At 72.6% G+C, this 25,406-nt stretch carries 24 protein-coding genes and 2 pseudogenes; 17 read left to right on the top strand and 9 right to left on the bottom strand.

Annotated features, from left to right (window positions below):
• Positions 1–16: 16 nt before the first annotated feature.
• Genes ACIQ1J_RS14465 through ACIQ1J_RS14455 form a run of 3 tightly spaced genes read right to left on the bottom strand, consistent with a single transcriptional unit; the run spans position 17 to position 1,487 of the window.
• Positions 17–664 (bottom strand): ThuA domain-containing protein, encoded by a 648-nt coding sequence (locus ACIQ1J_RS14465; protein ID WP_403557025.1) that lies wholly within the window; start codon positions 662–664, stop codon positions 17–19.
• Positions 665–705: 41 nt separating this feature from the next.
• Entirely contained in the window at positions 706–1,359 is a 654-nt protein-coding gene (locus ACIQ1J_RS14460; protein ID WP_403557024.1) for a hypothetical protein, read from the bottom strand.
• Complete coding sequence (locus tag ACIQ1J_RS14455) at positions 1,356–1,487, bottom strand: hypothetical protein (protein ID WP_403557023.1); 132 nt, start codon at positions 1,485–1,487, stop codon at positions 1,356–1,358. The genes ACIQ1J_RS14460 and ACIQ1J_RS14455 overlap by 4 nt, the downstream gene beginning before the upstream one ends.
• Positions 1,488–1,635: 148 nt before the next feature.
• Between ACIQ1J_RS14455 and ACIQ1J_RS14450 the strand changes: the two genes are divergently transcribed.
• On the top strand, positions 1,636–2,040 hold the full coding sequence (locus ACIQ1J_RS14450) for a VOC family protein (RefSeq protein WP_403557022.1): 405 nt from the start codon (positions 1,636–1,638) through the stop codon (positions 2,038–2,040).
• Here ACIQ1J_RS14450 and ACIQ1J_RS14445 read toward each other — a convergent pair.
• The 3 genes from ACIQ1J_RS14445 to ACIQ1J_RS14435 all read right to left on the bottom strand — a co-directional run bounded on the left by ACIQ1J_RS14445 (position 2,020) and on the right by ACIQ1J_RS14435 (position 5,304).
• Complete coding sequence (locus ACIQ1J_RS14445) at positions 2,020–2,712, bottom strand: helix-turn-helix domain-containing protein (protein ID WP_403557021.1); 693 nt, start codon at positions 2,710–2,712, stop codon at positions 2,020–2,022. The genes ACIQ1J_RS14450 and ACIQ1J_RS14445 overlap by 21 nt on opposite strands.
• Positions 2,713–2,722: 10 nt before the next feature.
• Entirely contained in the window at positions 2,723–3,655 is a 933-nt protein-coding gene (locus ACIQ1J_RS14440; protein WP_403557020.1) for an AraC family transcriptional regulator, read from the bottom strand.
• A 515-nt stretch (positions 3,656–4,170) separates the two neighbouring features.
• A complete protein-coding gene (locus tag ACIQ1J_RS14435; RefSeq protein ID WP_403557019.1) occupies positions 4,171–5,304 on the bottom strand; it encodes a YihY/virulence factor BrkB family protein in 1,134 nt (377 codons plus the stop codon).
• Positions 5,305–5,403: 99 nt separating this feature from the next.
• On the opposite strand from ACIQ1J_RS14435, the gene ACIQ1J_RS14430 reads away from it, so the two are divergent.
• The 15 genes from ACIQ1J_RS14430 (at position 5,404) to ACIQ1J_RS14360 (ending at position 20,381) form a co-directional block, all read left to right on the top strand.
• Complete coding sequence (locus ACIQ1J_RS14430; RefSeq protein ID WP_403557018.1) at positions 5,404–7,053, top strand: acyl-CoA dehydrogenase family protein; 1,650 nt, start codon at positions 5,404–5,406, stop codon at positions 7,051–7,053.
• 257 nt (positions 7,054–7,310) lie between these two features.
• Positions 7,311–8,600: a GAF domain-containing protein gene (locus ACIQ1J_RS14425; RefSeq protein WP_403557017.1), complete on the top strand. Its 1,290-nt coding sequence runs from the start codon at positions 7,311–7,313 to the stop codon at positions 8,598–8,600.
• Between the two features lie 207 nt (positions 8,601–8,807).
• Complete coding sequence (locus tag ACIQ1J_RS14420) at positions 8,808–10,115, top strand: hypothetical protein (protein WP_403557016.1); 1,308 nt, start codon at positions 8,808–8,810, stop codon at positions 10,113–10,115.
• Between the two features lie 72 nt (positions 10,116–10,187).
• Positions 10,188–10,760: a GNAT family N-acetyltransferase gene (locus ACIQ1J_RS14415; RefSeq protein ID WP_403557015.1), complete on the top strand. Its 573-nt coding sequence runs from the start codon at positions 10,188–10,190 to the stop codon at positions 10,758–10,760.
• A 114-nt stretch (positions 10,761–10,874) separates the two neighbouring features.
• Complete coding sequence (locus tag ACIQ1J_RS14410; RefSeq protein WP_309475039.1) at positions 10,875–10,958, top strand: putative leader peptide; 84 nt, start codon at positions 10,875–10,877, stop codon at positions 10,956–10,958.
• A 173-nt stretch (positions 10,959–11,131) separates the two neighbouring features.
• Complete coding sequence (gene sirA / locus ACIQ1J_RS14405) at positions 11,132–12,829, top strand: sulfite reductase SirA (protein WP_210963028.1); 1,698 nt, start codon at positions 11,132–11,134, stop codon at positions 12,827–12,829.
• Positions 12,826–13,005, top strand: a complete 180-nt coding sequence (locus tag ACIQ1J_RS14400) for a hypothetical protein (protein WP_403557014.1) — start codon at positions 12,826–12,828, stop codon at positions 13,003–13,005. The genes sirA and ACIQ1J_RS14400 overlap by 4 nt, the downstream gene beginning before the upstream one ends.
• Entirely contained in the window at positions 13,002–13,712 is a 711-nt protein-coding gene (locus ACIQ1J_RS14395) for a phosphoadenylyl-sulfate reductase (RefSeq protein WP_383552552.1), read from the top strand. Before ACIQ1J_RS14400 ends, ACIQ1J_RS14395 begins: the two co-directional genes overlap by 4 nt.
• A gap of 1 nt (position 13,713) precedes the next feature.
• Positions 13,714–14,283 carry an adenylyl-sulfate kinase gene (gene cysC, locus ACIQ1J_RS14390; protein ID WP_121749830.1) on the top strand — a complete coding sequence of 190 codons (570 nt, stop codon included), beginning with the start codon at positions 13,714–13,716 and terminating at the stop codon, positions 14,281–14,283.
• Complete coding sequence (cysD, locus tag ACIQ1J_RS14385; RefSeq protein ID WP_403557013.1) at positions 14,280–15,218, top strand: sulfate adenylyltransferase subunit CysD; 939 nt, start codon at positions 14,280–14,282, stop codon at positions 15,216–15,218. Before cysC ends, cysD begins: the two co-directional genes overlap by 4 nt.
• Positions 15,219–15,220: 2 nt before the next feature.
• Positions 15,221–16,576: a sulfate adenylyltransferase subunit 1 gene (locus ACIQ1J_RS14380; protein WP_403557012.1), complete on the top strand. Its 1,356-nt coding sequence runs from the start codon at positions 15,221–15,223 to the stop codon at positions 16,574–16,576.
• Between the two features lie 239 nt (positions 16,577–16,815).
• Positions 16,816–17,919 (top strand): aliphatic sulfonate ABC transporter substrate-binding protein, encoded by a 1,104-nt coding sequence (locus ACIQ1J_RS14375; RefSeq protein ID WP_403557011.1) that lies wholly within the window; start codon positions 16,816–16,818, stop codon positions 17,917–17,919.
• Positions 17,920–17,954: 35 nt separating this feature from the next.
• Positions 17,955–18,749, top strand: coding sequence for an ABC transporter ATP-binding protein (locus ACIQ1J_RS14370; protein ID WP_310870481.1), 795 nt, complete (start codon positions 17,955–17,957; stop codon positions 18,747–18,749).
• Positions 18,736–19,632: an ABC transporter permease gene (locus ACIQ1J_RS14365; RefSeq protein WP_210963021.1), complete on the top strand. Its 897-nt coding sequence runs from the start codon at positions 18,736–18,738 to the stop codon at positions 19,630–19,632. The genes ACIQ1J_RS14370 and ACIQ1J_RS14365 overlap by 14 nt, the downstream gene beginning before the upstream one ends.
• 5 nt (positions 19,633–19,637) lie before the next feature.
• Positions 19,638–20,381, top strand: a complete 744-nt coding sequence (locus ACIQ1J_RS14360) for a sirohydrochlorin chelatase (protein WP_403557010.1) — start codon at positions 19,638–19,640, stop codon at positions 20,379–20,381.
• 18 nt (positions 20,382–20,399) lie between these two features.
• Here ACIQ1J_RS14360 and ACIQ1J_RS14355 read toward each other — a convergent pair whose 3' ends face one another.
• The gene (locus ACIQ1J_RS14355; RefSeq protein WP_403557009.1) at positions 20,400–20,948 is read right to left on the bottom strand and encodes a DUF1697 domain-containing protein; all 549 of its coding nucleotides are present in this window, start codon (positions 20,946–20,948) and stop codon (positions 20,400–20,402) included.
• A gap of 218 nt (positions 20,949–21,166) precedes the next feature.
• On the opposite strand from ACIQ1J_RS14355, the pseudogene ACIQ1J_RS14350 reads away from it, so the two are divergent.
• Positions 21,167–23,131: pseudogene (locus ACIQ1J_RS14350) on the top strand (MMPL family transporter); the annotation flags it as partial.
• A gap of 152 nt (positions 23,132–23,283) precedes the next feature.
• Here ACIQ1J_RS14350 and ACIQ1J_RS14345 read toward each other — a convergent pair.
• Positions 23,284–24,546: a glycosyltransferase gene (locus tag ACIQ1J_RS14345; protein WP_403557008.1), complete on the bottom strand. Its 1,263-nt coding sequence runs from the start codon at positions 24,544–24,546 to the stop codon at positions 23,284–23,286.
• A gap of 65 nt (positions 24,547–24,611) precedes the next feature.
• Positions 24,612–25,106, bottom strand: a pseudogene (locus ACIQ1J_RS14340) (rRNA adenine N-6-methyltransferase family protein); the annotation flags it as partial.
• Between the last annotated feature and the right edge of the window lie 300 nt (positions 25,107–25,406).

The following is a 25,406-nucleotide window of genomic DNA, read 5'->3' as shown; positions in this document are numbered from 1 at the left end:
ATCCGAACGACACCCCCTAGCGGATCCGGGCCGCCCAGTCGATGCCGCCCCGCAGATGGGCGCGGAAGTCCGGGTCGGTGTAGGCGTCGGCGGCGTGGCCGAGGGCCGTGTAGAAGACGCGGCCCGCGCCCTGGTCGCGGCACCAGACCAGTGGATGGTCGTCGCCCATGCCGCCGCCCTCGTACGACGACTCGTCGGCGCGGGCGAGGACGCGGACCGCGCCGCGCGGGTTGGTGCGGAAGTCGTACCACTCGTCCGTGAACTCCCAGACGGCGGGCAGGTCCCGGGTCGCGGGGTGATCGCGGTCCTCGACGACCACCCGGCCCGGCTGGTGGGCGGGGTGCCGGTCGAAGCGGGCGCCGAGCAGTTCGCCGTAGTACGGCCAGTCGTCCTCGGTGCAGGCCGCCGCGTGGACGCCGACGAAGCCGCCGCCCGACTCGACGTACTCGGCGAGCCGGGTGCGCCCGGCCGGGGTGAGCACCTCGCCGCTGGTGGAGAGGAAGACGACGGCGGCGTAAGGGGCGAGGGGCCCCTCCAGGACCGCCGGGTCCTCCGTGTGGTGGGTCTCGAACTCCCCCAGCGTTCCCACGGCGTCGACCGCGTCCGGGATGGAGTCGTGGCGGTAGGCGGTGGTGCGCGTGAAGAGGAGCACTCGGGGGGCCATGGCGCCGACCCTAGACGGCCGGACCGGGCGGTGGGACCGGGTCAGCCGCCCACGCCCACACCGTTGTCGGGTGCCCCGTCGCCGAACGAGGGCAGATCGCCGCGCTCCACCGGTGCGCTGGGCGCGGGTCCGGCCGGAGGCAGGAGGGCGGCGGCCTCGGAGGTGTCGGGGCGGTGGGCGGCCAGGGCGGCCTCGCGCAGGACGTCGCGCGGCACGGCGTCCGCCTCGCCGGAGACGCGCACGACGTGCCCCTCCTCGGGCACGGCGTACTCGTGTCGTCCGGCGCCGGTGCGGTACCAGGCGTCGCCGTCGCGCTCGCACGTCGTGCGCTCGCCGGACATGTCGCCGACCGGCTGCTCGGGGCAGGTGGCGCCGGTGATCGAGCCCCGGTCGACGGAGAGGCGCAGGTGGGCGGCGGTCTCGCGGGAGACCCAGGTGGCGGAGAAGCCGTCGTCGCCGAGTACGCCGACGGACTGCTGGGCCAGGGTGAAACCGGGGGATCCGATGACGCGGACCAGCTCGGGCGCCACGCCCAGCGCCTGTGCGCGGGCCTCGAGTTCACCCTGGCCGGTGGCCTCGGTGACGCTTGCGGAGGAGCCGGCCGCGGGGTCGGCGTCCGCCTTCTCGGAGCCGCAGGCGGTGAGCAGCAGCGGGGCCAGCAGCAGCACCGGCAGGTGGCGCGTGGGACGAATCATGCGGCCATCCTGCCGTACAGGTGTTCCACAGCGCGCCCGGCGAGCGCCTGACGGATGCCGTGGGCGATGACGTCCGCGTCGCGCAGGACGAGGACGTTGAGTTCCGGTCGCCTGCCGCGTCCGAACATGGAGCCATGGTCGTTGCCGTGGCCGGTGCGGTTCGAGTGACTTGAGGGGCTTCTGAGACAAGGCCCTCCCGGCACGTCCCACAGGAACGCCGCCGTCATGTCCGTTTCCTTCAAGACCGGACTGCCGGGCCCTGCCTACCGTGGCCCCATGACCGCACGATTCAACGCCATCGGCCTCGTCGTCTCCGACATGGCCGCGTCCGTGACCTTCTACCGCCGGCTCGGTTTCGCGTTCCCCGAGGGCGCCGGGGACCAGCCGCACGCCGAGGCCGAGCTGCCGGGCGGGATCCGGCTGCTGCTCGACACCGAGGAGACCGTCCGCTCCTTCCACCCCGGATGGCAGCCACCGGCCGGTGGCGGGCGGCACTCGCTCGCCCTGCTGTGCGACACACCCGCCGAAGTCGACGCGCTCTACGGGGAGCTGACCGGCGCCGGGTGCCACGGCGAACTCAAGCCCTGGGACGCCGTCTGGGGGCAGCGGTACGCCGTCGTGAACGACCCGGACGGCCACGGCGTCGACCTGTTCGCGCCGCTATCCACGCCGGCCGAGTAGTTCCCCGGGTGACACGCCCGCCAACCGCCGCACGTCCCGCGTCAGGTGGGCCTGGTCCGCGTAACCGGACCGGACGGCCGTCTCGGCGAGGGGCGTGCCCGCGCGGGCCAGGGCGAGGGCGCGCTGCAACCGCAGTACGCGGGCCAGCGTCTTGGGGCCGTAACCGAAGGCGGCCAGTGAGCGGCGGTGCAACCGGCGGGCTCCGATGCCGAGTTCGTCGGCGGTGCCGGCCACCGGGCAGCCGGCGTCGAGGGCGGTCACGATCCGGCGCAGCATCGGGTCGGCGGGCTCGGTGTCGGCCGCCCGGGACAGCGCCGCCTCCTCCAGGCCGTTCGCCGGGTCGAGGGCCGCGTTCACCCGCGCGGTCAGCCGCCGCACCCGGGGGGCCGGCCAGAGGTCGGCGAGTTCGACGCGCCGGTCGCGCAGTTCGTGGGCGGGGACGCCCAGGAGGGCGGGCGCGGTGCCGGGGTAGAAGCGGACGCCCGCCCAGGGACCCGGGGCGCCCTCGGTGACGTGGGCGCGGGTGTCGGGGCCCGCGACGAGCAGCCGGCCGTCGTGCCAGAGCAGGTCCATGCAGCCGTCGGGCAGGACGCGCCCCGGGCCGCCGGGTGCGGTCGGGGTGTTGGTCCACACCACCGCGCCGGTCAGCCGGGACGCCCGTTCCGCGTACACGCCTGCCAGGCTACGCCGGTGCGCGGTGCTCCTGCGGGCTGACGCCGTACACCCGCTTGAAGGCCGTGGACAGGGCGAACGCGCTGCCGTAGCCGACCTGGCGGGCGATCACGCCGAGCGTGTCCTCGGTGTCGCGCAGCCGGTCGGCGGCGAGGGCGAGGCGCCAGCCGGTGAGGTACCCCATCGGGGGCTCGCCCACCAGGCCGGTGAAGCGCCGGGCGAGCGCGGCGCGGGAGACCCCGGTCTCGGCGGCGAGCGACGCCACCGTCCAGGGGCGCGCCGGGTCGTCCTGGAGCAGCCGCAGCGCCCGGCCGACGACCGGGTCCCCCAGCGCCCGGTACCAGGCGGGCGGCTCGGCCCGCGGGCCGGCGAACCAGGCCCGTAGCGCGGCGATGACCAGCAGGTCGAGGAGCCGGTCCAGGACGACCTCCTGACCCGGCTCGTCCCGCGTGACCTCCGTCGTGAGCAGGGGCGTCAGCGGGCAGTCCCACTGGTCGGAGGTGAGGGACAGCAACGGCGGCAGGGCGTCCAGCAGCCGGCCGCCGATCTCGCCCCGGACCAGGTAGGTGCCGATCAGCAGCACCGCGCCGCCGTCGGGTCGGTCGCCCCAGGTGCGCACGCCGAGGTCCATCGAGCCGTTGAGGGGGCGTCCGTCGGGGTAGCTGCACACGCCGCCCGGAAGGATCACCGCCTGCGGCGGGGTGCCGGGGTCGTCGGCGCAGGTGTACGGGTCGGGGCCGCGCGCGATGGCGAGGTCGCCGGCCCGCAGTCGCAGCCGCTCGCCCGTGTCCGGAACGATCCAGGCGTCGCCGCGGGCCATCAGCATCACCGTCAGCGGCGCCCGGTCCTCGATGCGCACGGCCCACGGCGGGTCGAAGCAGGCGCGGATCATGAACGCGCCCCGGGCGCGGGGGCCCTCCAGCAGACCGGCGAGTGCGTCCATGGCGCCACAGCGTAGCCGCACGTGTATGGGAAGAGCCGTGCGGCGATGGGAACGTACGGCGCCCGGCAGTTGGCTGAAGCCATGACAGACATGGCAGGCACAACAGACACGGCAGACACGGCAGACATGAACACGGAAGCGGGCATGACGGTCGTCGTGACGGGGCGTCCGGTCGCACCGGGCGGCGGGTGGCCGAGGCGGCGCGGGCGGCCGGGCTGACCGTGCGGGCGGCCTCCCGGGCGACCGGCTCCGACTGGCGGGACCGGTCGACCTGGGCGGACGTCCTGCGCGGTGCCGACGCCGCCTGCCTGGCGCACTCCACCGACGTCGGCGCACCCCACGCCGCCGGGGCGGTCGGGGCGCTGGCGCGGGAGGCGGCCGGGCTCGGCGTGCGGCGGCCGGTGCTGCTGTCGGCGCGCGGCGAGGAGCGGGCGCGGCCCGCCGAGGAGGCACGCCGCAAGGCCCGCCCTCCGGGCGGACGACGGGAGTCCGACGACAGGACCTGGGCGGTCCGGTTACGAGGCCTCGGGCTTGTTGTGGTTCGCGGGCGGCGTGTTCTTCACGTGGGTGCGCAGGCGGGAGGTGACGTCTTCCGGGGGCAGGAAGCGGGACCAGCGTTCCGGGAACTCGGAGGGCATGTCGGGGTCCGCCTCGCCGCTCGCGGCGGTGCGGGCCACGTACTCGGCGACCTGGGCCTGGCGCAGCCGCTCGTTGGCCTCACGGGCGGCCGCGGTGGCCGCGGCCGGCCAGACGCGGTCGATGGCCGCGTTGACCGCGGCCCCGACGAGCACGGCGAACGCGGACACGCCGATCCACAGCAGCACGGCGACGGGCGCGGCCAGCGAACCGTAGATGGTGGGGCCCTCGACGGTGCTGGTGAGGTAGATGCGCAGCAGGAAGCTGCCGAGCACCCACATGCCGAGGGCGACCAGCGCGCCGGGCACGTCCTCGATCCACGGGGACCGTACGGGCACGGAGACGTGGTACAGCGTGGTCAGGAACACGATGGACAGGATGATGACGACCGGCCAGTAGAGCACCTGGACGACCGTCGTCGACCAGGGCACGATCCGCACCACCGCATCCGGACCGGCCACCATCAGCGGCAGCGCGACCGACCCGATCAGCAGGGCCACCAGGAACAGCAGGAAGGCCATCAGGCGGGTCTTGACGATGCCCCGGACGCCGTCCAGGCCGTACATCACGGTGATGGTGTCGATGAAGACGTTCACCGCGCGGGAGCCCGACCACAGGGCGAACAGGAAGCCGATGGAGATGACGTCGGGCCGGCCGCCCTTCATCACGTCGTCCAGGATCGGCTCGGTGATCTGCTGGACGCCCTTCTCGGAGAGCACCGCGCGGGAGGCGTCCAGGATGTTGGTGCGCAGGCTCTCGGTGGTGTCGGCGCCGATCCACGCGTCGACGTATCCGAGCAGGCCCAGGAGGCTCAGCAGCAGGGGCGGCACCGACAGCAGCGTGAAGAACGCGGCCTCGGCGGCGAGGCCGAGGATGCGGTACTCCATGCCCGAGTTGACCGTGTCCTTGAGCAGCAGCCAGGCGGTCCTGCGTTTGGAGACGTTGCGGTACAGGACGCGGGCGCGATGAAGCCGGCCGGAGGGCCGTTCGGGGGATTCACTTGCTGGCTGCACGACCTAAAGGTATCCGTCGCCGGGGGTCGCACTCATCCGCGGACGCCCGCCGTCCGGTGCCGGCTCCCGGCGGGTCCCCGGCACGGTAGGTTCACGGTCATGGCAGGCAGCTCCCACACCGTGACGAATCAGGCGCCGCCGCTGGTCGGCTACGACGTCTTCACCGCCGACCGGGCCCTGACGGCCGCGGTCGAGCGGCATCTGGCACCGGAGCTCCACGAGGAGGCGCTGGAGGAGCTGTCGGGGCTCGGCCGCGGCTGCGGATCGGTCCAGACCCAGGAGTGGGGCGCGCAGGCCAACGAGAACCCGCCGGTCCTGCGCACCCACGACCGCTACGGCCACCGTGTCGACGAGGTCGGCTTCCACCCGGCCTGGCACCGGCTGCTGGGCAAGGGCGTCTCGGCGGGCCTGACCGCGGCCTGGTCCCGGCCGGGCGGGCATGTGCGGCGTGCCGCCGCCTTCCTCATGTGGACCCAGGTCGAGGCCGGGAACTGCTGCCCGCTGTCGATGACCCACGCGGCGGTACCGGCCCTGCGCGCCGACCCGGGGCTCGCGGCGCAGTGGGAGCCCCGGCTGGCCTCCCGCGTGTACGACCGGGAGCTGCGGCCCGCCCACCTCAAGGCCGGAGTGCTGTTCGGGATGGGCATGACGGAGAAGCAGGGCGGCAGCGACGTACGGGCGAACACCACCTCGGCGCGCCCGCTGGCCGAGGACGGCACGTACGAGCTGACCGGGCACAAGTGGTTCTGCTCGGCGCCGATGTCGGACGGCTTCCTGGTGCTGGCGCAGGCCCCGGGAGGGCTGACCTGCTTCCTGGTGCCGCGGGTGCTGGCGGACGGCACCCGCAACGTGTTCCTGATCCAGCGGCTCAAGGACAAGCTGGGCAACCGGTCCAACGCCTCCGCCGAGGTCGAGTTCGCGGGGACCTGGGCGCGCCGGGTCGGCGAGGAGGGGAGCGGGGTGCGCACCGTCATCGGCATGGTGGCGGCGACCCGGCTCGACTGCGTGCTGGGTTCGGCGGGTCTGATGCGGCAGGCCGTCGCCCAGGCGGTGCACCACTGCGCCTACCGGGAGGCCTTCGGCGCGAAGCTGGTCGACCAGCCGCTGATGCGCAACGTCCTGGCGGATCTCGCGGTCGAGTCGGAGGCGGCCACCACGCTCGCGGTGCGGCTGGCGGCGGCCTACGACGCCGCCGAGGGCGGCGACGAGCGGGAGCGTGCGCTGCTGCGGATCGCGGTGCCGGTGGCCAAGTACTGGGTGACCAAGCGGTGTGCGCCGGTGGCGGTGGAGGCCGCCGAGTGCCTGGGCGGCAACGGGTACGTGGAGGAGTCCGGGATGCCCCGGCTGGTGCGCGAGTCGCCGCTGAACTCGATCTGGGAGGGCGCCGGCAACGTGCAGGCGCTGGACATCCTGCGGGCGCTCGGGCGGGAGCCGCTGGCGCTGGACGCGTATCTCACGGAGGTGGGTCTGGCGCGCGGCGCCGATCACCGTCTGGACGCGGCGATCAGGGGCCTGCTGACCGAGCTGGCCGATCTGGGGGCCGCCGAGGGGCGGGCGCGGCGGCTGGCGGAGCGGCTGGCGCTGGTGCTCCAGGGCGCGCTGCTGGTCCGGTACGCGCCGCCGGAGGTCGCCGACGCGTTCTGCGCCGCGCGACTGGGCGGTGACGGGGGCGCGGCCTTCGGCACGCTGCCGCCCACACTGGACCTGGCGTCGGTGGTGGAGCGGGCCCGGCCGCCGACAGCGGCCTGATCCCGCCGGGTGGCACGGGGGTGGTGCTGCGCCGACACGGCACCACCCCCGCCACACCGGCCCGTTCAGGCCGCGTACGCCGCTCGGGGCGACGTGGTTCAAGTTTGGACACCGGTACGGCCGTCCACCAGGGTTGCAGGGGGTTGCAACTTGCTGCCGACTGTGTGCGGACTGTGTCCTCCCGTCACGGGCATCCGGTCACTATCAGACGAACATCCGAGTATCCGCACATCCGGCTTCCGGGAGGACGGGGACCAGTGGCTCTCTCGCCGATGGACGTGACGCAGTTCGCCGCCGTCGACACGGCGCGTGCGGCGCGGACGCTCAACGAGGTCCGTTCCGCGAAACTCTCGGGCGGACGGGCTCCGGTGGCGCCGCGTCCGGTGATCGAGCAGTCCTGGGAGCGGGTGCTGCGCAGGGGGGTCGATCCCGAGCACGACTTCCGCTCCGGGCTGCTGTCCCCCGAGGAGGTGCAGCGACGGCGGGAGGCCTCGGGGCTGCGGCACGTGTTGCCGGTGCTGCGGGAGGGTCTGCTGTCGGTCGCGGACGTCGCGCACCACATCATGGTGGTGGCCGACGACGAGGGCCGGGTGCTGTGGCGGGAGGGCAGCGCGCCGGTGCTGCGCAAGGCCGACGGTCTCGGCTTCGAACTCGGGGCGGACTGGCGCGAGGAAGTGGTCGGCACCAACGGCGTGGGCACGCCGGCGATCACCCGGCGGCCCGTACAGGTCTTCGCCTCCGAGCACTTCGTTCGGTCCCAGGCGACCTGGACCTGCGCCGGGGCGCCCATCACCGATCCGCGCAGTGGCCGGCTGCTCGGCGTGGTCGACGTGAGCGGGCCGCTGGAGACGATGCACCCGGCGACGCTCGCCTGGGTCGACTCGGTGGCCAAGCTCGCCGAGGCCCGGTTGCGCGAGTTGCACGTGCTGACGCTGGAGCGGCTGCGTGCGGTGGCCGCGCCGGTGCTGGCCCGGCTCGGCGGGCGGGCGCTGGTGACGGACCGTGACGGCTGGACGGCGGCGGTGACGGGGATGCCGTACCTGGAGCGGGTGACGCTGCCCAAGTCCTTGGCGGCGGGGCCGAGGTGGCTGCCGGCGTTCGGGGCGTGCACCGTGGAGCCGCTGGGCGAGGGCTGGCTGGTGCGGGCCGCCGAGGAGCCGGTGCCGCAGGGAGCGGTCCGGATCGTGCTGGACCTCGGGCAGCCGCGCCGCTGGTCGGTCCGGGTGCTGGGCGGCGCGGAGGCGTGGGCCCGGGAACTGAGTCCCCGGCATGCCGAGTTGCTGTACCTGCTGGCCGTGCACCGCGCCGGCCGCAGCGCGTCGGGGCTGGCCGAGGACATGTTCGGCGACCCGGCCCGCACGGTGACCGTACGGGCCGAGATGTCGCGGGTGCGGAGGTATCTCGGGGCCTACCTGGAACACCGGCCGTATCGTTTCTGCGAGGACGCGGAGATCGAGGTGGTCCTCCCGGACGACCCGCGCGACCTCCTCCCCCACTCGACGGCACCGGCGGTGGCGGAACGCAGGGCGTCGCTGCCGGCGCACTGAACGGCCGCGGGCTCCTTCGGGGGCCAGGGGAACTGGGTGGCGGGCCGTCCGGGGTGGCCGGTAAGACGGCGCGTTCTCGCATATTTGCATCGTCCGCCTCCGCGAACCCGTCCGTCTGCCGTAGCATCCTCCAGGGACCGCCCCATCCGCTCCTCGGTCAACATGGCCACCGTCGAGCCCAGTTGGTCCGGTGTCCGTGGAGGTTCTATGAAGCAGCGCGGCAGACACCGCCGACGCAGGCGGGGCAGGGCCTTGCGCGCGGCCCTGGCCGGGGCCGCCCTCGCACTGACGGGTGCCGCCACGCTGATCAGCGCCTCGCAGGCCACGGTCGCCGACGACCCCGGCGCTCTCGAACCCCTCACCTCCGCCGTCGGGACCGACGCGCTGCGGCTGACGGAGCACCGCGTGCCGCGACCCTGGCTCGACCGGCTCTCCACCGCGATGGGCGACCCGGTGGGCGTCGACGCCGTCCTCGGCTCCGCCGACCGCACGCTGCGCGACGCCGCCGACTGCACGGCCGGGGAACGCGAAGACCTGCCGGTCTCCCCCGCGGCCACCCGGGCCTACTGCTGGGAGGAGGGCGACACCGAGGGCTGGCGGCCCGGCGCGGTCACCACCTCCGGGGACGCCGACGAGGACGGGCGCTGGGGCGCCCACCGCGTCATCGTGTCCGCCTGGGCCCGCGACGACGGGACGCCCGAGGGCGGCCTCGCCCGGGTCTCCTTCGTCGACGCCGACGACCCCGGCCACCTGAGCTACACCTCGGCGCTCCTCGCCGTCCCGGTCGACGGCGGCCACGACTACCGGGGGCTCGCCTCGCCCGTCTCCGGCATGGTCTGGTACCAGGACAAGCTGCTGGTCACCGCCGGTGCCGGGGACCGCGACGCGCTGTACGTGTACGACGTGGACCGGGTCCAGCGCGCCACCACCGACGCGGACGCCGTCGGGCGGGTGCCCGGGGGCTGGGCGGCGGACGGCCACCCGTACGTGCTGCCCGCCGTCGCCTCGTACCGGCTGGCCGACACCGACGGGGCCGCCCGCCCCGGCGCGATCTCCCTGGACCGCGGCACGGTCCCCGACAGCCTGGTGGCGAGCGAGCGGGTGCCCGCGGGCGACGACCGCCCCACCCGGCTGTGGCGCTACGCGTTCGGCACGGACCCGGCCCGCACCGGACTGCCGGCCACCGACCCCTTCGGACATGTCGACGCGGTGGAGGCGTACGAGACCGGGGCGGCCGAGGTCGGAGGCGTACTCTCGCACCGCCCGGCCGGCGCGGCACGCCCCGACTGGTACCTGGGACGCGCGGCCGGCGGGCACGACGGGCGCGGGACCCTGTGGCGCCAGGACACGGAGGGCGCCCGGGCCACGGAGTGCGGGGCGGACCGCTCGCAGCGGTGCTGGAGCGGACAGGCGGGCTCCCTGTCGTACTGGGCGCAGACCGGTGAGGTCTGGTCCCAGTCGGGCCGCATGCTGTTCGCACTGCCGCTGTCCTCGATCGAGGACGCGCTCGACTGACGGCCACGGGTCCCGGCAGTGCGCGCGGGCGGGGATCGACAGACCCGCGGACCGGATGGTTCCCTGACCGGCATGACCAACATCGCCGTGACCACCTGGTCCCTGGAGCAGACGGCGCCGACCGATCTGCTGCCGGCCGCCGCACCGGAGGGGGACGTCCGGATCGTCCGCGCCGAGGTGCCCTCCCCCGAGTTCAGCCGCTTCCTGTACGCCTCGGTCGGCGGCGACATCCGCTGGACGGACCGGCTGGGCTGGAGCTACGCGCGGTGGCAGGAGCACCTGGAGCGGACCGGCGTGGAGACCTGGGTCGCCTACGACCACGGCACGCCCGCCGGGTACGTGGAGCTGACCCCGGGGGACGACGGGGCCGTGGAGATCGAGTACTTCGGCCTGATCCCGGCCTTCCGGGGCCGGCGCATCGGCGGCCACCTGCTCTCGTACGGCGCTGCCCGTGCCTGGGACCTGGCGGACCGGTGGCCGGGGCTGGCCACGACCAAGCGGGTGTGGCTGCACACGTGCAGCAAGGACGGCGAATTCGCGATGGACAACTACCAGCGCCGGGGCTTCCGCCTGTTCGACACCAAGGTCGAGGAGGAGGCGGAGGCGGCCGCTCCGGGACCCTGGCCCGGAGCGTTCCCCGCCTGACCGACCGCCGCTCCACTGTGATCCACAACACCCTTGTCTCGCTGCACGAGACAAGGGTGTCCGCATTTTGGACGAAGCTGGACTGTGTCCAGATCGCCGTGCCAGGCTTCCGCCATGCCTGGAACTGGAATTGCCTTGGTGAGTCGGCGGCACGTCGACCTCGGCCGCATGTCCAGCGCCATCTGTCCGGGCCGCTGAGAGCGCCCTCCAGCACCTCCGGATTCCCCCCATTCGCCTGATCCCCGCGCAATGAAGCGTACGCGCCCACACGTATGCCGTGCGCCTGCGCGCGCAGGTCAGAGCCCCCTCCCGGCACCGACGGCGCTCCGCGCCGACCCAATCCATCGCTGTCCCGAAGGACGTGTCACACCATGGCCGCCACGCCGCCGAATCCTGCTGCCGCGACCCCCCGCCGCAAGGTGAGCCGTCACCGCGGCGAGGGTCAGTGGGCGGCCGGTCACTTCACCCCGCTCAACGCCAACGAGCAGACCAAGAAGGACGACGACGGTCTCAACGTACGGACACGTATTGAGACGATCTACTCCAAGCGGGGTTTCGACTCGATCGACCCCGGCGACCTGCGTGGCCGGATGCGCTGGTGGGGGCTGTACACCCAGCGCAAGCAGGGCATCGACGGCGGGAAGACGGCCGTCCTGGAGCCGGAGGAGCTGGACGACAGCTACTTCATGCTGCGCGTCCGCATCGACGGCGGGGCGCTGACCACCGCACAGCTGCGGGTCATCGGCGAGATCTCGCAGGAGTTCGCGCGCGGCACGGCCGACATCACCGACCGGCAGAACGTCCAGTACCACTGGATCCGCATCGAGGACGTCCCCGAGATCTGGAACCGCCTGGAGGGCGTCGGCCTGTCCACGGTCACCGCCTGCGGCGACACGCCCCGCGTGATGATCGGCTCCCCGGTCGCGGGCATCGCCGAGGACGAGATCATCGACGGCACGCCGGCGCTGGAGGAGATGAAGCGCCGGGTCCTGAACAACCCGGCGTACTCGAACTTGCCGCGGAAGTTCAAGACCGCGATCTCCGGGTCGCCGGTGCTGGACGTGGTGCACGAGATCAACGACGTGGCGTTCGTCGGCGTCGAGCACCCCGAGCACGGGCCGGGCTTCGACCTGTGGGTCGGCGGCGGCCTGTCCACCAACCCCAAGCTGGGCGTGCGCCTCGGCGCCTGGGTGCCCATCGAGGACGTCCCCGACGTCTACGAGGGCGTCATCTCGATCTTCCGCGATTACGGATACCGGCGGCTGCGCAACCGCGCCCGCCTGAAGTTCCTGGTCGCCGACTGGGGCGCGGAGAAGTTCCGCCAGGTGCTGGAGGACGAGTACCTGAAGCGGAAGCTCACCGACGGCCCGGCACCCGCCGACCCGACCAGCCGCTGGCGTGACCACATCGGCGTGCACCGGCAGAAGGACGGCCGTTACTACGTCGGCTTCGCCCCGCGCGTCGGCCGCGTCGACGGCACGATCCTGACCAAGGTCGCGGACCTGGCGGAGGCGCACGGCTCGGGCCGGGTGCGCACCACCGTCGAGCAGAAGATGATCGTCCTCGACGTCGAGGAAGGGCAGGTCGACTCGCTGGTCGAGTCTCTGGAGGCGCTGGACCTCACCGCCCGGCCCTCCACCTTCCGGCGCGGCACCATGGCCTGCACCGGCATCGAGTTCTGCAAGCTCGCCATCGTCGAGACCAAGGCGCGCGGCGCCTCTCTGATCGACGAGCTGGAGCGTCGCCTCCCGGAGTTCGACGAGCCCCTCACCATCAACCTGAACGGCTGCCCGAACGCCTGCGCCCGCATCCAGACCGCGGACATCGGCCTCAAGGGCCAGCTGGTCCTGGACGACCGGGGCGAGCAGGTCGAGGGCTACCAGGTGCACCTGGGCGGCGCGCTCGGCCTGGAGCCCGGCTTCGGCCGCAAGGTGCGCGGCCTGAAGGTCACGGCGGAGGAGCTGCCGGACTACGTGGAGCGGGTCCTGACCCGCTACCAGGCCGAGCGCGAGGACGGCGAGCGCTTCGCCACCTGGGCGGCCCGCGCCTCCGAGGAGGCCCTGTCATGACGGAGCGCGCCGCGCCGTTCTACTGCCCCTACTGCGGGGACGAGGACCTGCGTCCGCACGAGGAAGGTCACGGCGCCTGGGAATGCGGGGCATGCAACCGCGCATTCCAGTTGAGGTTCCTCGGGCTCCTCGCCCGGGGTCTTCAGCCCAACTCCACGGGAGGGGAACCGATATGACGGCGGTTCAGGAAGAGCGTACGACCGAGGAACTCAAGGCACTCGCCGAGCGGGCGGGCCGCGAGCTGGAGGACGCCTCCGCGCTGGAGATCCTCCGGTGGGCGGCCGACACCTTCGGCAGCCGCTTCTGCGTGACCTCCTCGATGGAGGACGCGGTCGTCGCCCACCTCGCCTCCCGCGCCCTGCCCGGCGTGGACGTGGTGTTCCTCGACACCGGCTACCACTTCCCGGAGACCATCGGCACCCGGGACGCGGTGGAGGCCGTGATGGACGTCAACGTCATCACGCTCACCCCGCGGCAGACGGTCGCCGAGCAGGACGCCGAGTACGGGCCGAAGCTGCACGACCGCGACCCCGACCTGTGCTGCGCGCTGCGCAAGGTGAAGCCGCTGGAGGAGGGCCTGAAGGGCTACCAGGCCTGGGCCACCGGCCTGCGCCGCGACGAGTCCGAGACCCGCGCGAACACGCCGGTGGTCGGCTGGGACGAGAAGCGGCGGAAGGTGAAGGTCTCTCCCATCGCCAAGTGGTCACAGGAAGATGTGCAAACGTACGTCGACGAGCACGGTGTCCTCACCAACCCGCTGCTGATGGACGGCTATGCCTCCGTGGGCTGCGCGCCCTGCACCCGCCGTGTGCTGGAGGGCGAGGACGCCCGCGCCGGCCGCTGGGCGGGCCGCTCGAAGACCGAGTGCGGGCTGCACGGCTGACATGACGACGACCACTGAGATTCAGGAGAACCCTGTGACGACCGGAGCCACCGTCTGGCTCACGGGTCTGCCCAGCGCCGGCAAGACCACCATCGCCCACGAACTGGCCGGCCGGCTCCGCGAGCAGGGCCGCCGCGTCGAGCTCCTCGACGGCGACGAGATCCGCGAGTTCCTCTCCGCGGGCCTCGGCTTCAGCCGCGAGGACCGGCACACCAACGTGCAGCGCATCGGCTTCGTCGCCGAACTGCTCGCCCGCAACGGCGTCACGGCGCTGGTGCCGGTGATCGCCCCGTACGCGGACAGCCGGGACGCGGTCCGCAAGCGGCACGAGGCGAACGGCACGGCATACGTGGAAGTACACGTGGCCACCCCGGTCGAGGTGTGCTCGGTGCGCGATGTGAAGGGCCTGTACGCCAAGCAGGCCGCGGGTGAGCTGACCGGGCTCACCGGGGTCGACGACCCGTACGAGGAGCCCGTCGCGCCCGACCTGCGCATCGAGTCGCAGGACCAGACCGTCCAGGAGTCCGCCGCGGCGGTCCACGCCCTGCTCACCGAAAGGGGACTGGCATGACGACGTCCGTGGCCACAGTGGCGGAGGGTACGGACAGCCCGTACGCCCTCTCCCACCTCGACGCCCTGGAGTCCGAGGCGGTGCACATCTTCCGCGAGGTGGCGGGCGAGTTCGAGCGGCCGGTGATCCTCTTCTCCGGCGGCAAGGACTCGATCCTGATGCTGCACCTGGCGCTGAAGGCGTTCGCCCCCGCGCCGGTCCCGTTCTCGCTGCTGCACGTGGACACCGGGCACAACTTCCCCGAGGTCCTCGACTACCGCGACCGCACGGTCGAGAAGCACGGGCTGCGCCTGCACGTCGCCTCCGTGCAGGACTACATCGACCGCGGGGTACTCAAGGAGCGCCCGGACGGCACCCGCAACCCGCTGCAGACGCTGCCGCTGACCGAGAAGATCCAGGCGGAGAAGTTCGACGCCGTCTTCGGCGGCGGGCGCCGCGACGAGGAGAAGGCCCGCGCCAAGGAGCGGGTGTTCTCGCTGCGGGACGAGTTCTCCCAGTGGGACCCGCGCCGCCAGCGCCCCGAGCTGTGGAACCTGTACAACGGCCGGCACGCCCCCGGCGAGCACGTCCGCGTCTTCCCGCTCTCCAACTGGACCGAGCTGGACGTGTGGCAGTACATCGCCCGCGAGTCCATCGAACTGCCGGCGATCTACTACGCCCACGAGCGCGAGGTCTTCGGACGCGGCGGCATGTGGCTGACCGCCGGCGAGTGGGGCGGCCCGAAGGACGGCGAGACGGTGGTCGAGCGGCGGGTCCGCTACCGCACCGTCGGCGACATGTCCTGCACCGGAGCCGTCGACTCGGACGCCGACTCCATCGACAAGGTGATCGCGGAGATCGCCGTCTCCCGGCTCACCGAGCGCGGCGCGACCCGCGCCGACGACAAGATGTCCGAGGCCGCGATGGAAGACCGCAAGCGCGAGGGGTACTTCTAGCCATGACCAGCACCACCGAACCCACCGAGCCGCTGGCGGCCTGGCAGCTGTCGGAGACGACCCTGCTGCGGTTCGCCACCGCCGGGTCCGTCGACGACGGCAAGTCCACCCTGGTCGGCCGGCTGCTGCACGACTCCAAGTCGGTCCTCGTCGACCAGCTGGAGGCCGTGGAGCGCGCCTCCGCGAGCCGCGGCCAGGAGGCCCCGGACCTCGCGCTGCTCACCGACGGCCTGCGGGCCGAGCGCGAGCAGGGCATCACCATCGACGTGGCCTACCGCTACTTCGCCACCCCGCGCCGCCGGTTCATCCTGGCCGACACCCCCGGGCACGTGCAGTACACCCGGAACATGGTCACCGGCGCCTCCACGGCCGAGCTGACGGTGATCCTGGTCGACGCCCGCAACGGCGTCGTCGAGCAGACCCGCCGGCACGCCGCGATCGCCGCCCTGCTGCGCGTCCCGCACGTCGTCCTCGCCGTCAACAAGATGGACCTGGTCGACTACAAGGAGCCCGTGTTCGCCGCCATCGCCGAGGAGTTCACGGCGTACGCGACCGAGCTGGGCGTCCCGGAGGTCACCGCGATCCCGATCTCGGCGCTCGCCGGCGACAACGTGGTGGAACCGTCGGCGGTCATGGACTGGTACGGCGGCCCGACCGTCCTCGAACACCTGGAGACCGTCCCGGTCAGCCACGACCTGGCACACTGCCACGCCCGGCTGCCCGTGCAGTACGTGATCCGCCCGCGCACCGCCGAGCACCCCGACTACCGCGGCTACGCGGGCCAGATCGCCGCCGGCACCTTCCGCGTCGGCGACGAGGTCACCGTCCTGCCGTCGGGCCGCACCTCGAAGGTGTCCGGCATCGACCTGCTGGGCGAGCCGGTCGACGCCGCCTGGACGCCGCAGTCGGTGACGCTGCTGCTCGAGGACGACATCGACGTCTCGCGCGGCGACCTGATCGTGCCCCGCAAGGACGCGCCGGCCACCACCCAGGACGTCGAGGCCACGGTCTGCCACGTCGCCGACGCGCCGCTCACCGTCGGGCACCGGGTGCTGCTCAAGCACGGCACCCGCACGGTCAAGGCGATCGTCAAGGACATCCCGGCCCGGCTCACGCTGGACGACCTGTCGCTGCACCCGCACCCCGGGCAGCTCGTCGCGAACGACATCGGCCGGGTGAAGATCCGTACGGCCGAGCCACTGCCCGCCGACTCCTACGCCGACTCGCGGCGCACGGGTTCGTTCATCCTGATCGACCCGAGCGACGGCACCACGCTCACCGCGGGCATGGCCGGCGAGTCCTTCGCCACACCGAAGCCGGTCAACGACGAGGCGGACGACGACGGGTGGGACTTCTAGCCATGGGCTCCCCCGACTTCTACTCCACGTTCGCGAAGGAGGGCGGCCGCGTCGGCAGCGGCGCCCTGGGGAGCGGGCAGGGCGGCGTCGGGCGATGTGCGCGGTGACGTACGCGCACCGCTCGCGCGCCCTCACCCCCCACCGCCACAGACGCGAACCCGCCGATCTCCCGGCCACGACCTGACACCTCGGACCAACCGACAGGCGTGACCGCCGGGCCAACGAGAGGAACACCTCCCGTGCCTGCCACCACCGCCCTGCGCCGCGCTCTCGCGGTCCTGGCCGCCCTCCCGCTGCTGGCGCTCGCCGGCTGCGGGTACGGCTCCCAGGCCAAGGACGACTCGGGCGCGGAGATCGCCGCCGGGGCCGAGAAGATCGACGGTCTCGACTCCGTCCGGATCGGCTACTTCGGCAACGTCACCCACGCCACCGCGCTGGTCGGCAACCAGAAGGGCTTCTTCCAGAAGGAGCTGGGCGCCACCGAGGCCAAGTACGCGGTCTTCAACGCGGGCCCGTCCGAGATCGAGGCGCTGAACTCCGGCTCCGTCGACATCGGCTGGATCGGCCCCTCCCCGGCGATCAACGGCTACGCCAAGGCGGACGGCAGGAACCTGCGGGTCATCGGCGGTTCGGCCTCCGGCGGGGTGAAGCTGGTGGTGAACCCGGACAAGATCAAGTCGTTGGAGGACGTCAAGGGCAAGCGCATCGCGACCCCGCAGCTGGGCAACACGCAGGACGTGGCGTTCCTCAACTGGGTCGCCGAGCAGGGCTGGAACGTCGACGCGCAGAGCGGCAAGGGCGACGTGACGGTCGTCCGCAGCGACAACAAGGTGACGCCGGACGCCTTCAGGTCCGGTTCCGTCGACGGCGCGTGGGTGCCGGAGCCCACCGCGTCCAGGCTCGTCGCCCAGGGCGGCAAGGTGCTGCTGGACGAGTCGACGCTGTGGCCGGACGAGAAGTTCGTGATCACGAACATCATCGTGTCGCAGAAGTTCCTCAAGGAGCACCCGAAGGTCGTCGAGGCGGTGCTGAAGGCCTCGGTGGACACCAACGAGTGGATCGAGGCCAACCCCGACGAGGCGAAGGCCTCGGCGAACAGGCAGCTGGAGAAGGACACCGGCAAGGCGCTGCCCGCCGACGTCCTGGACCCGGCGTGGGAGTCGATCCGGCTGACCGACGACCCGCTGGCCGCCACCCTCGACGCCCAGGCGGACCACGCCGTCAAGGCGGGTCTGCTTGAGCAGCCCGACCTCAAGGGCATCTACGACCTCACGCTGCTCAACAAGGTTCTCGAGGCCAAGGGCGAACCCGCGGTCGACGACGCCGGCCTCGGCGTCCAGTAGGCCCGGATCCCGACCATTCCCAGGAGGTGACGACCATGGCCACGACCACGACCCTCGCCAAGGCCGACGAGGGCACCGAGGCGGCCTCGCACGCCGCGCGGATCGAGCACGTCTCGAAGTCGTTCGGGGGCCCCGCCGGGCAGCAGCTCGTGCTGGACGACATCAGCCTCGATGTCGCGCCCGGCGAGTTCGTCACCCTCCTGGGGGCCTCCGGCTGCGGCAAGTCCACACTGCTGAACCTCGTGGCGGGCCTGGACAAGCCGAGCGCCGGGGCGATCACCACGGACGGGCGGCCGGCCCTGATGTTCCAGGAGCACGCCCTGTTCCCGTGGCTGACCGCCGGCAAGAACATCGAACTCGCCCTCAAGCTGCGGGGCGTGCCCAAGTCCGAGCGCCGCGACAAGGCGGAGGAGCTGCTCGAACTCGTCCGGCTGAAGGGCGCGTACGGCAAGCGGGTGCACGAGCTGTCGGGCGGTATGCGCCAGCGGGTCGCGATGGCCCGTGCACTCGCCCAGGAGAGCAAGCTGCTGCTGATGGACGAGCCGTTCGCGGCGCTGGACGCCATCACCCGGGACGTGCTGCACGACGAGCTGACCCGGATCTGGCGCGAGACGCGGCTGTCCGTCCTCTTCGTCACGCACAACGTCCGCGAGGCCGTCCGGCTCGCGGAGCGCGTGGTGCTGCTCTCCTCCCGCCCCGGACGCATCGCCCGCCAGTGGACGGTCGGCATCCCGCATCCGCGCCGCATCGAGGACACCGCCGTGGCGGAACTGTCCGTCGAGATCACCGAAGAACTGCGTGGGGAGATCCGCCGACATGGCCAGCACTGAGACCACCACGCCCGGCAAGGAAGCGGGCGACCTCGCCGGTCTGGAGGCGGGTCTCGACGCTTTGGAGACCCAGCAGAGGGGCCGTACGCCCTTCCGCCAGACGCTCACGCAGAAGATCCTGCCGCCGGTCGCGGCCGTGCTGCTGGTGCTGGCGGTCTGGCAGGCACTGGTCTCCTTCAAGATCGTCGACGACCCGACCAAGCTGCCCGCCCCGTCCGACGTCTGGGACGTGGTCCACCAGGCCTGGCTCCGGGGCGAACTGCTCGGCTACATCTGGACCAGCGTCTCGCGCGGACTTTCCGGCTTCCTGTTGGCACTGGTGATCGGCACGCCGCTGGGACTGCTGGTGGCCCGGGTGAGGTTCGTGCGCGCCGCGATCGGCCCGATCCTCTCCGGCCTCCAGTCGCTGCCGTCGGTGGCGTGGGTACCGCCGGCCGTGATCTGGCTGGGCCTGAACAACTCGATGATGTACGCCGTCATCCTGCTCGGCGCGGTCCCCTCCATCGCCAACGGCCTGGTCTCCGGCGTCGACCAGGTCTCCCCCCTCTACCTGCGCGCGGGCCGCACCCTGGGAGCGACCGGACTGAAGGGCACCTGGCACATCGTGCTGCCAGCCGCGCTGCCCGGCTATGTCGCGGGCCTCAAGCAGGGCTGGGCGTTCTCCTGGCGCTCCCTGATGGCCGCCGAGATCATCGCCTCCTTCCCCGACCTCGGTGTCGGCCTCGGGCAGTTGCTGGAGAACGGCCGCAACGCCAGCGACATGGCCATGGTCTTCGAGGCGATCCTCCTCATCCTGATCGTCGGCATCGCCATCGACCTGCTGATCTTCAGCCCGCTGGAGCGGTGGGTGCTGCGCAGCCGCGGTCTGCTGGTGAGGAGCTGACAGCCATGACGTCCCCGCCGGTCCTCCTGGTCATCGCCCACGGCAGCCGCGACCCGCGGCACGCCGCGACCGTGCACGCCCTGGTGCGCCGGGTCAGGGCGGTGCGCCCGGACGTACGGGTGGAGACCGGCTTCCTGGACTTCAACGTGCCCTCGGTGCAGGGCGTGCTGGAGTCCCTGGAGACGGAGGGTGTGCGGGACGTCGTGGCACTCCCGCTCCTGCTGACCCGTGCCTTCCACGCCAAGGCTGACATCCCGGCGGTCCTCGCGGACGCGCCCCCGCGGCTGCGGATCCGGCAGGCCGAGGTGCTCGGCCCGTCGCCGCTGCTGCTGTCGGCGCTGGAGCGGCGCCTGTACGAGGCGGGCCTCACCCCCGCCGACAAGTCCTCGACCGGGGTCGTGCTGGCCTCGGCGGGGTCCTCCGACCCGGAGGCGATCGCAGTGATCGCAGAAATCGCGCGGGAGTGGCGGCACACCGGTTGGTGCGCCGTGCGGCCTGCGTTCGCCTCCGCATCCCTTCCGCGCACCGAGGACGCGGTGCGCGAGCTGCGGGAGCTGGGCTGCGCGCGCGTGGCCGTGGCGCCGTACGTCCTGGCCCCCGGTCACCTGCCGGACCGCATCGCACGGGGCGCGGAGCGGGCGGACGTGCTGGCGGACGTCCTGGGTCCCTCGCCGGAGGTGGCGCGGGTGCTGCTGGAGCGGTACGACGAGGCGCGGACGCCGGTGCTGGCGGCGGCGGTTGGGGCCTGACCGCCCCGCGCCGGTCGGTCAGGGGGCGGTCAGCTCCACGAGCTTGGTGACGGTGTTCCAGTTGCGGGAGGTGGCGACCACGCCCTTGTTGACCCGGGGCTTGGCGAGGGCCTCGGCGAGCTTGGAGCGGCCGAGGCCGTCCGGCGCGTACAGGTACAGGGCGCGGTCGCCGAGGCGGAACTCCTCCGGGAGGAACGCCGGCCGGTCGATCGCCGCGAAGCGTTCCGCGTCGACCGGCGCGGAGAAGTACGTGACGTGCAGCTGCTTGGCCTCCAGGTCGGCGGCCGGGAACGGGCACTCCTCGGCGACCGCCCGCAGATAGGCGTGGTCGCGCACGATCACGTCCACCGCGAAGCCGAAGCGCTCCTCGATCGCCCGCGTCAACTCGGCGGCCAGGGACTCCTCGTCCCCGCGGCCGGACGCGAACACGGCCTGGCCGCTCTGGAGATGTGTGCGCACGGCGTCATGGCCGAGGCCTTCCAGGAGAGCGCGCAGTTCGGCCATCGGGACCTTCCTCGCGCCGCCCACGTTGATCCCGCGCAGGAGCGCCGCGTACATCGTCGTCATGCGCACACCATAGGACGGCCGTCGTGCCCCGTGGGGGTGGGCACGACGGCCGACGTGCGCGCCACTCTCGCCGATGCGGTGTGCGCGGTTCAACCACTACACACTCCTGTGACTTATTCAACAACTCTGCGGAAGACTCCGGGTACCGCGTCGCACCCTGATCACGACTTTCGGGTAACCCCGGTAGGTGTAGGGGCCCGAGTCCTCCTCAGCGGTGAGGTACGGCGATACGGAGGGATGAGCCGACACCGGCGCACGTCACCGAAGAGGCCGACGAGACGGGGGTGACCACGCCGTACGAGGCCAGGACCATCTCGAAGGACGGCCGCAGCGCGCTGGTGCAGTTCGACATGCGCGGCGAGGCGGACACCGCGGGCGAGCGGGTCGAGCCGGTGCTGAAGGCCGTCGAGGGCGTCCAGAAGGAGCACGGGTCGCTGCGGATCGAGGAGATCGGCGGCGCCAGCATGATGAAGACGTTCGACGACGCGTTCGGCGACGATTTCAAGAAGGCCGAGTACTCCGCGGTCCCGGTGGCCCTCGGCATCCTGCTCGTCGCGTTCGGCGCGCTGGTGGCGGCGCTGGTGCCGGTGGCGCTGGCGATCACCGCGATCATGGCGACGATGGGCCTGGTCAGCCACTTCCAGCCGATGAGCGAGACCGCCAACTCCGTGATGCTGCTGGTCGGTCTGGCCGTCGGCGTCGACTACTGCCTGTTCTATCTGCGCCGCGAGCGCGAGGAGCGCGCCGCCGGGCGGGACGCGCAGACCGCGCTCAGGATCGCCGCCGCCACCAGCGGCCGGGCGATCGTCGTCTCCGGTGTCACGGTGTGCGCGGCGATGGCGGGCATGCTGTTCACCGGCATCGCCGAGTTCGAGGCGATGGGCCTGGCCTCGCTGATGGTGGTCGCGGTCGCCATGGCCGGCTCGGTGACGGTGCTGCCGGCGCTGCTGTCCCTGCTGGGCGAGCGGGTCGAGAAGGGACGCCTTCCGTTCCTGCGCCGGCGCCGGAAGAACGGCGCCTCCGAGGGCAGCCGGTTCTGGACTGCCGTCCTTCGGCGCGTGCTCGCCAAGCCGCTGCTCGCCGCCGCGGTGGCGACCGGCGCACTGCTGGCCGTCGCCGCGCCCGCCATCGGCATGAAGACGGAGAACCTCACGCTGGACCAGGAGTTCGGCGGCTCGCTGCCGATCGTGCAGACGTACAACCGGGTCAACGAGGCGTTCCCGGGCGGGTCGGACCCGGCCGAGGTGGTCGTGAAGGCCGACGACATCAACGCGCCCGAGGTGCGGGCCGCACTCGCCGACTTCCGGGAGCGGGCGGTCAGTTCCGGCGCCTCGCGCGGGCCGGTCGACGTCACGCGGCACGACGAGCAGAACGTCGCCCTGGTCCACGTCCCGCTGGTGGGTGGCTCCGACCAGGACAAGGCGGGCGAGAGCCTGGACAAGCTGCGCGACGACGTCCGGCCGGCGACGCTCGGCAGGGTCGACGGCGTCGAGGCCCCGATCACCGGACAGGTCGCGGGGTCCAAGGACTTCAACGACCAGCTCGTCGGGTCGGTCCTCCCGGTCTTCGTGTTCGTGGTGGTCTTCGCCTTCCTGCTGATGCTGCTGTCGTTCCGCTCGCTGACGATCGCGCTCACCTCGATCGTGCTGAACCTGCTGTCGGTGGGCGCGGCGTACGGCATCCTGGTCGCCGTCTTCCAGCACGGCTGGGGTGCCTCGCTGGTGGGCGCCGAGGGGGTGGGCGCCATCATCACCTGGCTGCCGCTGTTCCTCTTCGTGATCCTGTTCGGCCTGTCGATGGACTACCACGTGTTCGTGGTCTCGCGGATCCGCGAGGCGCGGCTGCGGGGACGGACCACCAGGGACGCGATCCAGCACGGCGTGGTCACCACGGCGGGTGTCGTCACCAGCGCCGCCGTCATCATGGTCGCCGTCTTCGCCATCTGCGGCACGCAGTCCATGCAGTCCATGAAGCAGATGGGCGTGGGCCTGGCGGCGGCGGTGCTGATCGACGCGACGATCATCCGGGGCGTGCTGCTGCCGGCCGTGATGGCCCTGCTCGGCGAGCGCAACTGGTACCTGCCGAAGTGGCTGCACCGGCTGCCCGACCTCACCCACGACGAGACGCCCGAGGCGATCGTGCCGGCGGCCCGGGACGACGAGGGCGAGCGGGTCGGGGTGTGAGCGACCGCCGCTGCGGCTGACAGCCCAAGGGCCCGTCGGTTCCGGGAACTCCTCCTGGAACCCACGGGCCCTTCGCCGTCGTCCGCTGCCGACGGGCCCTTCGCCGTCGTCCGCTGCCGACGGGCCCTTCGCCGTCGTCCGCTTCGGTGCGGTCAGGCCCGCGCCGCCGCCAGCTCCGCCTCGATCAGGTCCGCGGCCCGTCGAGTGCCACCCTCCTGTGCCATCTGTGCCTGGAACTCCTTCAGCCGCCCGGCCACCTCCGGGTCACCGACCAGGGCGAGGGCAGCGGTGCGCAGCGCCTCGGCGGTGGCCTCCCCGGTGGGGAGGTGGCGGGCGACGCCGAGCCCCTGGAGCATGTCCGCGTTGCCGAACTGGTCCACGGCCTGCGGTACGGCGATCATCGGCGTGGCGGTGGCCAGTCCCTCCTGACTGCCGCCGGCGCCCGCGTGGGTGACGAACAGGTCGGCCTGCTGGAGGATCGCCAACTGGGGAACCCACGAGCGGACTTCGACGTTCTCCGGTACGTCGCCCAGTTCGGCGGCGTCGACGTGCTTGCCGATCTGGAGCACCACGTGCCAGCCGGGCAGCCCTGCGAAGGCCTCGACGCACGCCCGGTAGAAGGCCGGCTGCTTGGTGAACGCCGATCCGAGGGACACCAGGACGACCTTCTCGGCCCCCTCGGGACGCTGCCAGTCCCCCTCGGCGGCGCGGTCGCCCTGGCAGGCGCCGACGAAGGTGTACGTCTTCTCGTCGACCCGGTCCGCGTTGGGCTGGAGCGCCTTGGGGATCAGCACCAGGGACCGGTCGGGGCGGCCGGCGAACGGGTCGGGGTGCTGGGTGATCCCGTTCTCCTCCAGCCAGGCGTGGAAACGTGCGTAGTACGCCTGGCCGCGCTCGGTCTTCAGGGGCTCCTCCCACATCGGCTCGCCGACCTCCTGCTCGTACCCCTCCCAGGCGACCATGCACGGCGAGAGGGAGACCACGGGCACGCCCCAGCGGTGGCCGAGGACCCGGGCCGGGTAGGCGGCGATGTCGTGCAGGATCAGGTCCGGTTCGTCTCCCTCGTACGCCTCGACGAGTTGCGGGAGCGCCTGGATCGCGTCGTCGAGGAACGGCTCGACGTTGTCCAGCAGGGTGGTCCCCCACGCTTCCGGGTCGGCGTCGGGGCCGGGCAGCGTGCTGTCCCACAGCTTGGGTTCGGCACCCGCCTCGGCGACCTTCTCCGCGAAGAGCGGCGGGATCGCGTACGTCACCCGGTGCCCTCGCGCGACGAGCTCGCGGATCACCTCCAGGCTTGGGTTCACGTGGCCGTGCGCGGCGATGGAGAACATGGCGATGTGTGCGGGAGCGGTCATGTGCCGAAGGTACGCGAGACGAGACGTCTCGTGCAACCTCTTTTCCTCTCTCCCCCTCATGCCGCCAGCTCCTCGTGCGGCCGCAGCCGGCGCGTCGGCGCCACCTCGCCGACGAGCACGCCACAGGTCCGGACCGTCAGCAGGCTCCAGCGGCCGTAGTCGCCGGTGCGTTCGCGGGCGTACTCGAGCTGGGTGAGCTGTGTGGCGTCGGCGAGACCGGCTGCGGTGAGGCACCAGTCGACGATGTCCGCGGTACGCGAGAAGGGCGCGTTCCCGGCGACGGAGAACGGCGTGCGCGGGGGCCGCGCGGCGAGGAAGCCACCGGCGACGACGTGGACGTGGGGCGTGCCCGCCAATCGGGCACGGAGCCCGGGGAGGAGCCGGGGGCCGGGGAGGAGCCGGGGGCCGGGGAGGAGCCGGGGGCCGGTCTCGTAGGCGCGCAGCTCCCGGCTGCGGCGGGCCGGCGGCTCGGTGAGGGCGCCCTTGCCGGCGCCCACTTCGAGGACGAGGGGCGGGTTCCGGCGGTCGGGGACGGCGAGCCGGGCGACGTGCTCGGCGGTGGCGCGGTCGGCGAGGTAGTTCTGCGAGAGCGTGCGGGCACGCGGGGTGGGGCGGGCCATGGCCTGCGGTCCTTGTCTTCCGTGAAGGGGGAAAGGGCGGCCGAAGGCCCTGACCGGAAGACGAAGGCGAGAAGAGGATGCGGAGGCTCAGCCCCGCCGCGCATGGGTCACACGCGTCAGCACGTGTGTGACATGCGTCAGCGCGCGTGTGACCGCGTCAGCGCGCGTGTCAGCGGCGGCGGGCCCCCGGGCCGGTCGGGCTCCGGGGCCACGACGCATCCTGATGGAGTACGTGCAGCCCCGGCCGAGACCGGAGTTGTGGATCGCGTCGAAAGCTGCCACGGAGACGACGCCAGGGGC

This window comes from Streptomyces sp. NPDC097107, from assembly GCF_044762405.1.
GTDB classification, from domain to species: Bacteria; Actinomycetota; Actinomycetes; order Streptomycetales; family Streptomycetaceae; genus Streptomyces; species Streptomyces thinghirensis.
Note: the sequence above shows the minus strand (reverse complement) of the source record. Positions and strands in the feature narration are given on the sequence as shown.

What these genes read in the sequence shown, in the direction of transcription:
- ACIQ1J_RS14465 (WP_403557025.1), bottom strand. Translation starts at nt 664, where the DNA reads ATGGCCCCCCGAGTGCTCCTCTTCACGCGCACCACCGCCTACCGCCAC.
- ACIQ1J_RS14460 (WP_403557024.1), bottom strand. Translation starts at nt 1,359, where the DNA reads ATGATTCGTCCCACGCGCCACCTGCCGGTGCTGCTGCTGGCCCCGCTG.
- ACIQ1J_RS14455 (WP_403557023.1), bottom strand. Translation starts at nt 1,487, where the DNA reads ATGTTCGGACGCGGCAGGCGACCGGAACTCAACGTCCTCGTCCTGCGC.
- ACIQ1J_RS14450 (WP_403557022.1), top strand. Translation starts at nt 1,636, where the DNA reads ATGACCGCACGATTCAACGCCATCGGCCTCGTCGTCTCCGACATGGCC.
- ACIQ1J_RS14440 (WP_403557020.1), bottom strand. Translation starts at nt 3,655, where the DNA reads ATGGACGCACTCGCCGGTCTGCTGGAGGGCCCCCGCGCCCGGGGCGCG.
- ACIQ1J_RS14430 (WP_403557018.1), top strand. Translation starts at nt 5,404, where the DNA reads ATGGCAGGCAGCTCCCACACCGTGACGAATCAGGCGCCGCCGCTGGTC.
- ACIQ1J_RS14420 (WP_403557016.1), top strand. Translation starts at nt 8,808, where the DNA reads ATGAAGCAGCGCGGCAGACACCGCCGACGCAGGCGGGGCAGGGCCTTG.
- ACIQ1J_RS14415 (WP_403557015.1), top strand. Translation starts at nt 10,188, where the DNA reads ATGACCAACATCGCCGTGACCACCTGGTCCCTGGAGCAGACGGCGCCG.
- ACIQ1J_RS14410 (WP_309475039.1), top strand. Translation starts at nt 10,875, where the DNA reads ATGCCTGGAACTGGAATTGCCTTGGTGAGTCGGCGGCACGTCGACCTC.
- sirA (WP_210963028.1), top strand. Translation starts at nt 11,132, where the DNA reads ATGGCCGCCACGCCGCCGAATCCTGCTGCCGCGACCCCCCGCCGCAAG.
- ACIQ1J_RS14400 (WP_403557014.1), top strand. Translation starts at nt 12,826, where the DNA reads ATGACGGAGCGCGCCGCGCCGTTCTACTGCCCCTACTGCGGGGACGAG.
- ACIQ1J_RS14395 (WP_383552552.1), top strand. Translation starts at nt 13,002, where the DNA reads ATGACGGCGGTTCAGGAAGAGCGTACGACCGAGGAACTCAAGGCACTC.
- cysC (WP_121749830.1), top strand. Translation starts at nt 13,714, where the DNA reads ATGACGACGACCACTGAGATTCAGGAGAACCCTGTGACGACCGGAGCC.
- cysD (WP_403557013.1), top strand. Translation starts at nt 14,280, where the DNA reads ATGACGACGTCCGTGGCCACAGTGGCGGAGGGTACGGACAGCCCGTAC.
- ACIQ1J_RS14380 (WP_403557012.1), top strand. Translation starts at nt 15,221, where the DNA reads ATGACCAGCACCACCGAACCCACCGAGCCGCTGGCGGCCTGGCAGCTG.
- ACIQ1J_RS14370 (WP_310870481.1), top strand. Translation starts at nt 17,955, where the DNA reads ATGGCCACGACCACGACCCTCGCCAAGGCCGACGAGGGCACCGAGGCG.
- ACIQ1J_RS14365 (WP_210963021.1), top strand. Translation starts at nt 18,736, where the DNA reads ATGGCCAGCACTGAGACCACCACGCCCGGCAAGGAAGCGGGCGACCTC.
- ACIQ1J_RS14360 (WP_403557010.1), top strand. Translation starts at nt 19,638, where the DNA reads ATGACGTCCCCGCCGGTCCTCCTGGTCATCGCCCACGGCAGCCGCGAC.
- ACIQ1J_RS14355 (WP_403557009.1), bottom strand. Translation starts at nt 20,948, where the DNA reads ATGACGACGATGTACGCGGCGCTCCTGCGCGGGATCAACGTGGGCGGC.
- ACIQ1J_RS14345 (WP_403557008.1), bottom strand. Translation starts at nt 24,546, where the DNA reads ATGAGGGGGAGAGAGGAAAAGAGGTTGCACGAGACGTCTCGTCTCGCG.